Here is a 12,953-nt window from a genome sequence, read left to right as displayed (position 1 = left end):
GCGGTGCTTAACGCCCGCTCATCCGGTGTTGCTGGTGGAAATAGTTCCCGTGGCCGTGACCCTGGCCACGGTCGAGTTCGGTACGCAGTTCCGCAATCAGATCGTTGATGGCCCGGCAGCCGGTGAGCTTGGTGGCGTCAATATCGCTCTTGACCAACGCCACGCGGTCGGTCTGGTGGTCGTCGTAGATTTTAACGGTCATGGACAGATCAGGTGACAAGGTGCATTGCGAGCGTTTGGGCAGCAGGCTGCTTTCAATGATGTTTCGCATTTCGAGGGCAGATAAAAACATGGCAACTCTCTCCTTTTGAGGCAGCCAATTCATGTTCACGACGGCGGTATTTTCGTCCGATTCTTCCCTGCGGACAGGACTTCGAATGCCGTGCCGTTCGTTCATTTTGGCGTTTTCTGGTGTTGGAGCCCGTCATCGGACTCGGGTATCAACTCGCAAAAAATATGCCCGTAAATCAGTACAGCGACACTGTTACAAATCAATTACTTAGCAGTCAGGTCCAACGCAACGGCCATGCAAAATGCAAGGAAACGGTGTTTTATCCATGCAAACTGCATCGCGCCGTTCAACTTGCCAGGCTGGAGATTAGCCACTATTTCGACTTCACGGGCGGGCACCCGTCGGCTACTTCAAAAAACATGATGCGCGGGAGCACCTCAAGACGCAGCCACTGCCGCGCGCTCTGCCACGTGGCCCAAGCTGTCGAAGTTGATGTTTGCGCCAGAGTTGATCGCCACCAGTGTCTGGCCCTGCGCTCCGCTGTCCGTCACGTAGCGCTTGATCCCCGCCACCGCCAGGGCGCCGGACGGCTCGGTGATCGCGCGGGTGTCGTCATAGATATCCCGGATCGCGGCGCAGAGTTGGTCGTTGCTGACGGTGATCACTTCATCGACGCAGAAACGACAGATATCGAAGCCATGGGCGCCGATCTGCGCGACGGCCACGCCGTCGGCGAACGTGCCGACGCTCGCTAGCGTCACCCGCTCCCCTGCTGCCAGTGCGGCCTGGAGGCATGCGGAGTGTTCCGACTCGACGCCAATGATGCGCACCTCCGGACGCAGGTATTTGACGTAAGCCGCCACCCCGGCAATCAAGCCGCCACCGCCGACCGGAACAAAGATGGCATCCAGCTGACCTGGATGCTGGCGCAGGATCTCCATCGCGACGGTTCCCTGCCCGGCGATGACTTGCGGGTCATCGAACGGCGAGACGAATTCCCGCCCGGTCTGCCGGGCCAGGTCCAGGGCGAATTCCAGGGCGAATGGAAAACTCTCACCATGCAGCAACGCTTCGGCCCCGCGACTGCGCACGCCCAGTACTTTCAGTTGGGGCGTCGTGCGCGGCATGACGATGCACGCCGAGATACCCAACGCTTGAGCCGCCAGCGCCACGCCTTGGGCGTGGTTGCCCGCCGATGCGGTGATCACGCCACGGCTGCGTTGCTCGGGGGTCAGTTGCACGAGCTTGTTATAAGCGCCGCGGATCTTGAACGAGAACGTCGGTTGCAGGTCCTCGCGCTTGAGCAGAATTCGATTGCCCAAGGCCTGGGACAGCGCCGCAGCCGCTTGCAGCGGCGTGGGCACCGCCAGTTCGTACACCGCAGCGGCAAGGATCTTCTTGACGTAGTGCTCCAGCAGCGTCTGCTCGGGGCTGGTTGGGGTCATGGCTGTCTCCTGGTCGGGTAAAGCCCTGGAGACAGAAAGAAAAAACCCGCCTCTAGGGCGGGTTGGGTGCAGTCGTCAGCTAGCCCGCCAGATAAGGAATGGCGGTAATAATGCTTGGCTGGCTGCGCAGTACGGTGGAAGTCATGGCTGAAAACTAGCCGCGAGGGGCCGGGAAGTCAATGGAAATCCCCGGCCTCCGTGATCCTTTGACGCTTTTGATCCTGTGGCGAGGGAGCTTGCTCCCGCTGGGTTGCGAAGCAACCCCAAGATTGGACACTCGGTGTGTCAGGCTCATCGCGTTGCCTGCATGGGGCTGCCACGCAGCCCAGCGGGAGCAAGCTCCCTCGCCACAAAAAGCTTCATGACATGCTTATTGCTTCAGCCCGACCTTGTACAGCGCACCATCATCGTCGTCTGTCAGCACATAGAGGAAACCATCCGGCCCCTGGCGAACATCGCGGATCCGCTCCTTGAGCTCGCCGAGCAAGCGTTCTTCATGGACAACCTTGTCGCCGTCGAACTCCAGGCGAATCAGGTCCTTGGAAACCAGCGCCCCGACAAACGCGTTGCGTTGCCAGGCCTTGAACCGGTCATTGTCGTAGAACGCCATGCCGCTGAGCCCTGGCGATACCTGCCAGACGTGATGGGGACCGACGGTACCCTTCGCGGTCTTGCCTTGGGCCTCGGGAATCGGCGCGCCGGAATAGTTGTCGCCATGAGTCGCCAACGGCCAGCCATAGTTCTTGCCGCGCTCGATGATGTTCAGCTCGTCACCGCCCTTGGGGCCATGCTCATTCTCCCAGAGCGTGCCATTCCAGGGATTGAGCGCGGCGCCTTGGGGATTGCGCAAGCCGTAGGACCAGATCTCGGGACGGACGTTTTTCTGCCCCACGAAAGGGTTGTCGTCCGGCACCTTGCCGTCGGGATAGATCCGCACGATCTTGCCTTGCAGCTTGTCCAGGTCCTGCGCGGTCGGACGGTCGTTGTTTTCGCCCAGGGTGATGAACAGATAGCCGTCCCGGTCGAATACCAGGCGCGAACCGAAATGGTTGCCCGTCGAGAGCTTGGGTTGCTGGCGGAAAATTACATCGAAGTTGTCCAGGCGCGTCATGTCGCTGGACAACTGCCCACGGCCCACCGCCGTGCCGGCCTTGCCATCCTCGCCCGCCTCGGCATACGACAGGTAGACGGTGCGATCCTGTTTGAAGTCCGGAGACAGCACAACATCCAGCAAACCACCCTGCCCCTTGGCCCAGACCTCGGGAACACCGCTCAACGGCGCAGACAATTTCCCGTCGGCCTTCACCCATCGCAGGTTACCGGGACGCTCCGTGACCAGCATGCCCTGCTGCTCCGGCAGGAACGCCACGGACCAGGGCCGCTCCAGCCCCCGGGTGACCGTGGTGACTTCGACGGTGCCGTCCTCGGCCTTGAATTGCTGGACTGGCGCGGCAGAGGCCGGCGCTGAAAGGGCCAGGACAGCGCTGGCGCAAAGTGTTGCCAGGAATGTTTTACGCAACATGCACACTTCCTTCTGTGGTGGTGTTGATCGGCACGGTGTCTCAACGATTGCCGTTATTGGTGTGCCGGGGAGGCGTCGGCGACTCGATGGTGGGGCGTGGCGACCCCGATGGCGGTCCGGAACGCGGGTAGCCGTTGCCGATGCCGCCATTCTCCAGGGTCGGCGGTCGGGGAACCGGAACCGTCGGGTTGTTCCGTATGCCTGGCACGTTGGGCTGGGTGCCCTGCATGCTGTTCGGGTTGGCCCGGCGAATCGGACTGTTGTAGGGATTGTTGTTGCCCGGCAGGTTCTGCGCCACGAGTACTGGATCGGCGCCGGGCGTAGCCGCCTGGGCAGTGGCTGCCGTCAGCAGCACCAGGGTGGCGAGTATCAGTCTGTTCATCGAGACCTTCCTGATTTCATGGGTACGGCACCCGCATTTCGAAAACACGCTACGCCGCAGGTTCGCCGTTGTTAAGCAAAATATCCTCATGAAGATGTAACCAGGCGTCTCCAACTCAGCGCCCCTGGAGCACCCCAACCGCAGCCAGCCGGCGCCCGGTGGAAACTTTTCCAGAGACCCAAGGGTCACCAGAGAGACTATTCACCGGCAAGGAAAACTCCACCATGGCACGGGCTATCTGGAAAGGCGCAATCAGTTTCGGGCTGGTCCACATTCCCGTGGCCCTGGTGTCAGCCACCGCGTCCCAAGGCGTGGATTTCGACTGGCTGGACAAACGCAGCATGGACCCGGTGGGCTACAAGCGGGTCAACAAGGTTACCGGCAAGGAGGTGACCAAGGACGACATCGTCAAAGGCGTGGAATACCAGAAAGGCCAATACGTGCTGATCAGCGAAGAGGAGATTCGCGCCGCCCACCCCAAGTCCACCCAGACCATCGACATCTTTTCCTTCGTCGACAGCGAGAAGATCCCGCTGCAGAACATCGAAAAGCCGTATTTCCTCGCGCCTGACAAACGTGGTGGCAAGGTCTACGCCCTGCTGCGCGAAACCCTGCTCAAGACCAACAAGGTCGCGCTGGCGAATGTGGTGATGCATACCCGCCAGCACCTGGCCGCGCTGATGCCCCTGGAATCGGCCCTGGTGCTGGTGCTGCTGCGCTGGCCCGCCGAAGTCCGCGAACTCGACGTCCTGGAACTGGGCGACGAAGTCACCAACCCGACGCTGGCGAAGGGCGAACTGGACATGGCCAAACGGCTGGTGGAAGACATGAGTGGCGACTGGGAACCCCAGGACTATCGCGACAGCTTCCAGGAAAAGATCATGGAACTGGTGGAGAAAAAAGCCACCGAAGGCCGGCTCGAAGCGGTGGAAACCGACCCCGGCGAAGAACAGCGCAAAACCGCCGACGTTATCGACCTCACCGAACTGCTCAAGCGCAGCCTCGGCGGCAAAGGCAAGACGGCGGAAAAGCCTGCCGAAAAGCCTGCGGCAAAATCGACCAAGACGCGCAAATCCGCTCCTGCTAAAAAAGCCACCAAGGCCTCCCGGGGCTAACCCCCGGGCGCCTGTAATACAAGGGAATCTGTCATGGCCAAGGCCGAGAGTGAATATGCCCGCCTGTCCGCCGTGGAGGCGGATGAACCAACGACTCGTAGCCGCACTCGCCGGAATGCGCAGACCGACACGGGCCGAATCCCCGAACGTCTGTCGCCGCAATTGGCGACACCGGTGGAGCAACCGCCGGCCGGTGAGTGGCGCTATGAAGTGCAGTTTCATGGCTACCGGTTGATGACGCGCATCCAGAACGGCGAGGTCCGGCTGTTCAATCGCCACCATGCGGACTGGACCGATCGCCTCACGCTGCACGCCGACGCCCTGGCCCAGTTGAATCTGGGCGACAGCTGGCTCGACGGCGAACTGGTGCTGCTCGATGAAACCGGGCACTCCGACTTCCCTGCCCTGCGCCAGGCCTTCGAGATCGGCCGCAGCGTCGACATGCTGTATTTCCTTTTCGACGCACCGTTTCTCAATGGCGTCGACCTGCGCGACAAACCGGTTGAAGAACGCCGCGCAGCCTTGAAAAATGCGCTCAAGAGCAACGCCAGCAAGCGCCTGCGGTTCTCCGAGGCGTTTTCCGCCAGCCAGCATGACATCTTCGAAAGCGCCAGCGCCCTGTCACTGGACAGCGTGGTTGGCAAGCGTCTGGGCAGCCCTTATGCCTCGGGACGGAACGCCGATTGGGTCAAACTCAGATGTCGGCTGCGCCAATGCTTCGTCATCGTCGGGTTCACCCGCCCGCAAGGCACGCGCAACGGCTTCGGCGCACTGTTGCTAGCGGTCAACGGGCCGTCGGGGCTGGTCTATGCCGGCCGGGTCGGCACGGGCTTCAGCCAATCCCAACTCAAACAACTGCATGAACAGCTATGTGCCTTGGAACGTGAAACGTCGCCACTCGACCAGCTGCTCAAAGGCGCACCGGCGCGCGGCGTGCATTGGGTCGAGCCGACGCAGGTCTGCGAAATCGAATTTGCCGAATGGACCCGCGACGGGCTGGTGCGCCAGGCGGTGTTCCTCGATCTGCCCGGCGACCGGCAGGTCAGTCGGGTGACGCGTGAACAACCCATGCCCATCAAAGCCACGCCCGCCAAGCCCAAACGCCGCGGCAAGGCCGACACCGCGAAAGTCGACGGCGTGGTCATCACCCACCCGGACCGCGTCGTCGACAGCGTCAGCGGTGTGCAGAAAGCCGAACTGGCCCAGTATTACCTGGACATCGCCCCCTGGATCCTGCCGCATCTCAAGTTGCGGCCGGTCTCCCTTGTACGGGCGCCGGAAGGGATTGGCGAGGAGCTGTTTTTTCAGAAACACGCCGATCGCCTGGAAATCCCCCATATCAGGCAACTCGATCCGGCGCTGGACCCGGGCCATGCGGCTTTGATGGAAATCGACAGCATCCATGCCCTGGTCGGCGCGGCGCAGATGGGCGCGGTGGAACTGCACACCTGGACGGCGACCCATGACCGGATCGAGACGCCCGATCTGTTTGTGCTGGACCTGGACCCGGATCCATCGTTGCCCTGGAACGCCATGCTCGACGCGACGCGCATGACCCTGTCAGTACTCGACGAACTGGGTTTGCAGGGGTTTCTCAAGACCAGCGGCGGAAAAGGCATGCACGTCATCGTGCCACTGGCGCGAAGCGAGGGGTGGGACGTCACCAAGGCCTTTGCCAAGGCCATATCGCAGTTCCTGACCCGGCAGATGCCGCAACGAATCACCGCGACCATGGGCCCGAAAAACCGCGTGGGCAAGGTCTTTATCGACTACCTGCGCAACGCCCGTGGTGCCAGTACCGTCGCCGCTTATTCGGTGCGTGCCCGGCCGGGCCTGCCGGTTTCGGTACCGATCGCCCGGGACGAACTCGCCGGCCTGCGCAACGCGCAGCAATGGGATATCCATACCGCGCTGGAACGGGCCAAGGGCCTGGGCGCCGATCCGTGGGAAGGCTACAACCATCGCCAACGGATCACGGCGAAGATGTGGGAACAGTTGGAGGCTGAGAAACCGGGCGGCTGAACCGTTCAGATCCAGATGAAGATCGCCAGCAGGCCGCCAAAGAACGCCCATTTCTGCAGGTAATACAGCTTGCGATTGCGCTTTTTCAGCGCTTTGCCTTGCAGGCGGATCTTGTACAGCCGGGAAAACGCCCGGTTCAGGCCACCGGTCCGGTCCCCGGCGTCATTCGGCGCGCCAGCGGCGGCCATCACGGTACGACTGAACCAGCGATTGAACGCGGTGGCCCAACGAAATCTCATCGGCCGCTCCACGTCGCAGAACAGGATGATGCGGTTCTGCGCCGTGGTGTTCTCGGCGTAATGAATGAATGTTTCGTCGAACACCACCGCCTCGCCGTCGCGCCAGTGATAAGCCTCACCGTCGACATTGATGTAGCAGCCGGCGTCGTTGGGTGTCTGCAGCCCCAAGTGGTAGCGATAAGACCCGGCATACGGATCGCGATGACGCACCAGCTTCGAACCCGGCGGCAGCTCGGCGAACATCGCGGCCTTGATCGAGCCGATGCTCTGCACCAGTTCGGTGGTGCGCGGGCACAGCTTCATCGCCGAGGGATGGCTGTCGCCATACCACTTCAGGTAGAAGCGCTTCCAGCCAGTCTTGAAAAACGAGTTGAAGCCCACGTCGTCATATTGATCGGAGCGCTTGATCTCCCCCGCTTGCAGCAGGCTCTGGCCTTCGGCGAGGATCTCTTCCCAATGGGCCTGCAAGGGGCTCAGGTCGGGAAACTGGGCCGGGCTCAGGAAAGGCCTGTTGGGCAGTTTCGAACACAGGTAGAGCAGGCAATTGATCGGCGCAAGGAAGGATGAGTGATCGCTCAACTGGCGCCCGAGTTTATGCCGCACGCGCCCGCGCAGGTGCACATAGCCAATGGAAAGTACGTAGATTGCGACAATAATGAGCTTCACGGATTCGGTCAGGGTCCAGAAGTGAACAGGCTGCTTCTCCGGGGCCAGCCAAGCGGCAAGGGAGATGGCGTCGAGTGAGATGGCATTTTAGCCACAGTTGGCGATTTAAAGTTATCCCTGCGTTGTGAAAAACCGTCTTGCCTGGGTTACACCCTATCGTTAACGCGGCCAGATCAGTACAATCGCCGCCAACTATCAAGCGCCCCCTCTGGCTGACACCGGCGATCCCGGCTTCGGCGCATATCCACTCGGGCCAGGCGCTCCGTATGCAGCTGTCCTCTATATGCCGGATGGACCCTTGCGCCAGTGACCGCCAAGCCGCTTGCGCGGTCGGGACTTGCGCAAACAGGTACTGAACAGGTACTGCCGCACCCTTAGCTACTCTGAATGTTCCGCAGGATAAACCTTTGATCTCTACAGCTAACATCACGATGCAGTTCGGCGCCAAGCCACTGTTCGAAAACGTCTCTGTCAAATTTGGCGCGGGTAACCGCTACGGCCTGATCGGCGCCAACGGTTGCGGCAAGTCGACCTTCATGAAAATCCTCGGCGGCGACCTCGAGCCGTCCGGCGGCCAGGTGATGCTCGAGCCGAACGTGCGCCTGGGTAAACTTCGCCAGGATCAGTTCGCCTACGAAGAATTCACCGTGATCGACACCGTGATCATGGGTCACGAAGAGCTGTGGAAGGTCAAGGCCGAGCGCGACCGCATCTATTCGCTGCCGGAAATGACCGAAGAAGACGGCATGGCCGTGGCTGAGCTGGAAACCGAATTTGCCGAGATGGACGGCTACACCGCCGAATCTCGCGCCGGTGAACTGCTGTTGGGCCTGGGGATTGGCATCGAGCAGCATTTCGGTCCGATGAGCGAAGTGTCGCCAGGCTGGAAACTGCGTGTGCTGCTGGCCCAGGCGCTGTTTTCCGACCCGGAAGTGCTGCTGCTCGACGAGCCGACCAACCACCTGGATATCAACACCATCCGCTGGCTGGAAAACGTGCTGACCCAGCGTTCGAGCCTGATGATCATCATCTCCCACGACCGTCACTTCCTGAACAGTGTCTGCACCCACATGGCGGACCTGGACTACGGCGAGCTGCGCCTGTTCCCGGGCAACTACGACGAGTACATGACCGTGGCGACCCAGTCCCGCGAGCAACTGCTGTCGGACAACGCCAAGAAGAAAGCACAGATTTCCGAACTGCAATCGTTCGTCAGCCGTTTCTCGGCCAACGCCTCGAAAGCCAAGCAGGCCACCTCCCGCGCCAAGCAGATCGACAAGATCCAGCTGGCCGAGGTCAAGCCATCGAGCCGCGTCAGTCCGTTCATCCGTTTCGAGCAGACCAAGAAGCTGCACCGCCAAGCGGTCATCGTCGAACGCATGGCCAAGGGCTTCGACGGCAAGCCGCTGTTCAAGGATTTCAGCTTCACCGTCGAAGCCGGTGAGCGCGTGGCGATCATTGGCCCGAACGGCATCGGCAAGACCACCCTGCTGCGCACCCTGGTCAATGAACTGGAACCGGATGCCGGTACCGTGAAATGGACCGACGCCGCGGAACTGGGCTACTACGCCCAGGACCACGCCCATGACTTCGAAGATGACGTCAACCTGTTCGACTGGATGGGCCAGTGGACCCAGGGTGGCGAGCAGTTGGTTCGTGGCACCTTGGGCCGCATGCTGTTTTCCAACGACGAGATCCTCAAGTCGGTCAAGGTCATCTCCGGTGGTGAACAAGGCCGCATGCTGTTCGGCAAGCTGATCCTGCAAAAGCCGAACGTGCTGGTGATGGACGAACCGACCAACCACCTGGACATGGAATCCATCGAAGCGCTGAACCTGGCGCTGGAAAACTATCCGGGCACGTTGATCTTCGTCAGCCACGACCGTGAGTTCGTATCGTCCCTGGCAACCCGCATCATCGAGCTCAGCGCCGACGGCGTGGTCGACTTCAGCGGCACCTATGACGACTACCTGCGCAGCCAGGGCGTGTTGTTCTAAAACAACTGCAAGCTGAAAGTAAAAGCCCTGTCCATGTGATGGGGCTTTTTCATTCCTACAGCAAACACAACACCCTGTGGGAGCGAGCCTGCTCGCGAAGAGGCCATCGCTGTCGGCATCTGACTGCCTCACACCACCGCCTTCGCGAGCAGGCTCGCTCCCACAATGGCCCTGTTCCCAAATATAAGTGGGTGACTTCAGCTGACTATGAGGCTATCACTGATGGCGAACCGTTAGCCTGCTTCCTTTTCTCCCCCGCACGCGCCATGATGAAGCACTCTTACCGCTGCCCGCGAACGAGCCGCCATGCCAACGCCCCAGCCCGCCCCCAGTTCCCTGTCGATCACCTTGCAGATCGTCTCCATCGTTTTTTATACCTTCATCGCCTTCCTCTGCATCGGCCTGCCGATTGCCGTGTTGCCTGGGTATGTCCATGAGCAACTGGGCTTCAGCGCAGTGGTGGCCGGGCTGACCATTGGCTCGCAGTATCTGGCGACCTTGCTCAGCCGGCCCATGGCCGGGCGACTGTCGGACAATGTCGGCACCAAGCGGGCGATCGTCTACGGCCTGGTGGGCATCCTGCTCAGTGGCGTGCTGACGCTGTTGTCGACGCTGCTGCAAAGCTTTCCGTTGCCCAGCCTGTTGATCCTGATTGCCGGGCGTTTGCTGCTCGGGGTCGCCCAAGGCCTGATCGGCGTCGGTACCATCAGCTGGTGCATGGGACAGGTCGGCGTGGAGCACACTGCCCGTTCGATCTCCTGGAACGGCATCGCTTCCTATGGCGCCATCGCCATCGGCGCACCGCTGGGCGTGGTCATGGTCGGCGGCCTGGGCTTCGCCAGCCTGGGCATCGCCTTGTCGTTATTGGCCGGCGGCGCATTGCTGCTGATTCGCAACAAACCCTCGGTGCCGGTCGTTCGCGGCGAGCGCCTGCCCTTCTGGGCCGTGTTCGGACGCATTGCACCGTTCGGGACAAGCCTGTGCCTGGCCTCGATCGGCTATGGCACGCTGACCACCTTCATCACCCTGTTCTACCTCAGCCGAGGCTGGACCGGCGCCGCCTGGTGCCTGACCGTTTTCGGCGTCTGCTTCATCCTGTCACGGTTGCTGTTCATCTCCAGCATCGCCCGCTTCGGTGGCTTCAGTTCGGCCATTGTCTGCATGAGCATCGAGACCCTGGGCCTGGTGCTGCTGTGGCTGGCGCCGTCCACCGCATTCGCCTTGGTCGGCGCGGGGCTGGCGGGCTTCGGGTTGTCCCTGGTGTACCCGGCGCTGGGCGTGGAGGCCATCAAGCAGGTGCCCAACAGCAGCCGCGGCGCCGGCTTGAGTGCCTATGCGGTGTTCTTTGACCTGGCACTGGCGATTGCCGGACCGTTGATGGGCGCGGTGGCATTGAGCCTGGGCTACTCGTCGATATTTTTCTTCGCCGCCTTGCTGTCGATCATCGGCCTGGGCCTGACGCTCGTGTTGCGTCGGCGAGCCGAAAGCCCGCATCACTGATCGGCAGTTCGCAGGCCCGCACGGGTCGGCTTTCCCAGTGCCTGGCTGAAGAAGCGACTGGCTTCGGTGATCATCGTGCGGTGGATGTCCTTGCGATCAACGCCGTCGGCATCGGTACACAGCGCTGGCATCGCCGCGATCTGCTCGTCCGTACAGGGCGCCATGAAAACAAAGTGCCCGGCCCCGGCCAACGTCTTGAAATCCGGCGCGGTAGGCAGCTTGCGCGCCAGGGCCGCGGCGTTCTTGTCGAAAGCCACCAGTTTGTCGCCGTCGCCGCTATAGAGCAGCACCGGCACATGGACATCGGCCAACGTGTGCCGACCGAACTTCAAACTCAACGGCGCCATCAGCAACAGCGCGCGGACCCTGGGATCGGCCACTGGATACAGGTCATCGCGGTCGGCAATCAGCTCACCCTGGGTATTGCAGGCGTCACGGTCATCCGGTCGCTCCTGGCAATAACGGCGCAGGCGATTGAGGTCCGGCGTGGCGCCAGACAGGATCAGCGCGGTTTCGCCACCGGCCGAATAGCCGATCACGCCGACCTGCCCGGCGTTGACGAAGGGCGCCAGCATCGGGTCGTTCAGCGTCGCGGTGATGGCTTCGGAGATCTGGATCGGCCGCCCGTACAAGTTACTCAGCGTACCGAGTCGGCTGTGATCCTGGGCGTTATCGCCGGGATGAATCACCGCCACCACGACGAAGCCCTTGCGGGCCAGCGACGTGGCCAGATCATGCAGGGCCAGCGGCGTGCCGGTATTGCCATGGGACAGCATCAGCAGCGGAAACCGCCCGATGGCGATCTGTGCATCCGCCGCCGCATCGATCTGGTAGCCGCCCAACAGACTGGATTGCTCCTTCGCGGTGGAGGGGTAAAACGCGATGGCATGCATCGGCTGGTGGTCCAGCGGATCAGGAAAATCCAGCTCATGAAAGCCCGCGCTCCAATGCGGATGTGGCGCCGGCGCGGCCTGCACCGAACCGAGACCGCTCACCCAGCAAAACAGCAGCAGCGCACCAAGACGCATCATCGAATAGTCCACCTTCACCCACCCACCAGGAGCCACGTCGCTCGCCGCTCCGGCCATGCACGACCTGCGCCATGTTTCCCAGCGCCAAATGCAGGAAAACCCTGCACCCCAGCCATCCGATGACGACGAGAATACAGGGTTTCCGAAGGTTGCCCGCAGAGCTTGATGCCTCTACGCAAACCTTACGCAGCGGCGAACTGCTGGCTGATCTGCAGCTTGGCCTCGCTGATGGCCTTGGTGCGCATGTCGTCACCGTAGGCCAGGCCTTCTGCGCGAACAAATTCGATGTCGGTGATGCCGAGGAAACCGAACATCAACCTCAGGTATTGTTCATGCCCCACGCTGCTCGGTTGACCGGCGTGCAGGCCGCCCGAAGTGGAAACGATGACCAGCTTCTTGTCGCCACACAGGCCTTCCGGGCCGGCTTCGGTGTAGCGGAAGGTCTGGCCGGCCACGGCGATACGGTCGATCCAGGCCTTGAGTTGGGTCGGGATGCTGAAGTTGTACATCGGTGCTGCGATCACCACCGCGTCGGCGGCGAGGAACTCGGCCAGGGTCGACGCGCTGAGGTCAGCTTCGTGCTGTTGAGCGGCATCGCGCAATTCGGCGCTGGTGCCGGCAGCGACTAGGGTCTGCGCGGAAAAGTGGCTGATGGCGTCAGCGGCCAGGTCACGATAGGTGACGTTGATAGCGGGCTCGGCGGCTTTCCAGGCTTGCACCAGTTCACGGCTCAGTTGGCGCGAAGCGGAGTTGTCGCCGAGGATGCTCGAATCGATGTGCAACAGTTTCATGTGAATGCTCT

Annotated in this window: 11 protein-coding genes; 4 read left to right on the top strand and 7 right to left on the bottom strand. The window is 61.6% G+C overall.

All coding sequences use genetic code 11. The features are described from left to right. Positions 1-7 precede the first annotated feature (7 nt). From J3P84_RS12610 to J3P84_RS12595, 4 genes are all read right to left on the bottom strand, one after another. Entirely contained in the window at positions 8-292 is a 285-nt protein-coding gene (locus tag J3P84_RS12610; protein WP_434605157.1) for a DUF1652 domain-containing protein, read from the bottom strand. Between the two features lie 377 nt (positions 293-669). Beyond that, a complete protein-coding gene (gene ilvA, locus J3P84_RS12605; RefSeq protein WP_434630626.1) occupies positions 670-1,677 on the bottom strand; it encodes a threonine ammonia-lyase, biosynthetic in 1,008 nt (335 codons plus the stop codon). A gap of 370 nt (positions 1,678-2,047) precedes the next feature. Continuing rightward, complete coding sequence (locus J3P84_RS12600; protein ID WP_434630623.1) at positions 2,048-3,199, bottom strand: PQQ-dependent sugar dehydrogenase; 1,152 nt, start codon at positions 3,197-3,199, stop codon at positions 2,048-2,050. 40 nt (positions 3,200-3,239) lie between these two features. After that, entirely contained in the window at positions 3,240-3,581 is a 342-nt protein-coding gene (locus tag J3P84_RS12595) for a hypothetical protein (protein ID WP_434630620.1), read from the bottom strand. Between the two features lie 224 nt (positions 3,582-3,805). On the opposite strand from J3P84_RS12595, the gene J3P84_RS12590 reads away from it, so the two are divergent. Next, positions 3,806-4,696, top strand: coding sequence for a Ku protein (locus J3P84_RS12590; protein WP_434630617.1), 891 nt, complete (start codon positions 3,806-3,808; stop codon positions 4,694-4,696). Between the two features lie 33 nt (positions 4,697-4,729). Beyond that, positions 4,730-6,718, top strand: coding sequence for a DNA ligase D (gene ligD / locus J3P84_RS12585; protein WP_434630614.1), 1,989 nt, complete (start codon positions 4,730-4,732; stop codon positions 6,716-6,718). A gap of 5 nt (positions 6,719-6,723) precedes the next feature. Here ligD and lpxO read toward each other — a convergent pair whose 3' ends face one another. Further along, complete coding sequence (lpxO, locus tag J3P84_RS12580; protein ID WP_434630611.1) at positions 6,724-7,623, bottom strand: lipid A hydroxylase LpxO; 900 nt, start codon at positions 7,621-7,623, stop codon at positions 6,724-6,726. Positions 7,624-8,030: 407 nt separating this feature from the next. Here lpxO and J3P84_RS12575 point away from each other — a divergent pair, with 407 nt between their 5' ends. Together J3P84_RS12575 and J3P84_RS12570 are read left to right on the top strand one after the other, a co-directional pair. Next, positions 8,031-9,620: an ABC-F family ATPase gene (locus tag J3P84_RS12575; protein ID WP_215005954.1), complete on the top strand. Its 1,590-nt coding sequence runs from the start codon at positions 8,031-8,033 to the stop codon at positions 9,618-9,620. Between the two features lie 306 nt (positions 9,621-9,926). Continuing rightward, positions 9,927-11,120 carry an MFS transporter gene (locus tag J3P84_RS12570; RefSeq protein WP_434630609.1) on the top strand — a complete coding sequence of 398 codons (1,194 nt, stop codon included), beginning with the start codon at positions 9,927-9,929 and terminating at the stop codon, positions 11,118-11,120. Here the strand turns inward: J3P84_RS12570 and J3P84_RS12565 are convergent. Beyond that, positions 11,114-12,151, bottom strand: a complete 1,038-nt coding sequence (locus J3P84_RS12565) for an alpha/beta hydrolase family protein (RefSeq protein WP_434573861.1) — start codon at positions 12,149-12,151, stop codon at positions 11,114-11,116. The genes J3P84_RS12570 and J3P84_RS12565 overlap by 7 nt on opposite strands. 182 nt (positions 12,152-12,333) lie before the next feature. Then, positions 12,334-12,942: an FMN-dependent NADH-azoreductase gene (locus tag J3P84_RS12560; RefSeq protein ID WP_305500692.1), complete on the bottom strand. Its 609-nt coding sequence runs from the start codon at positions 12,940-12,942 to the stop codon at positions 12,334-12,336. Positions 12,943-12,953 lie beyond the last annotated feature (11 nt).

This window comes from Pseudomonas sp. Z1-29, assembly GCF_051131995.1.
Classification (GTDB): Bacteria; Pseudomonadota; Gammaproteobacteria; order Pseudomonadales; family Pseudomonadaceae; genus Aquipseudomonas.
This window is presented reverse-complemented; position numbering and strand designations above follow the sequence as displayed.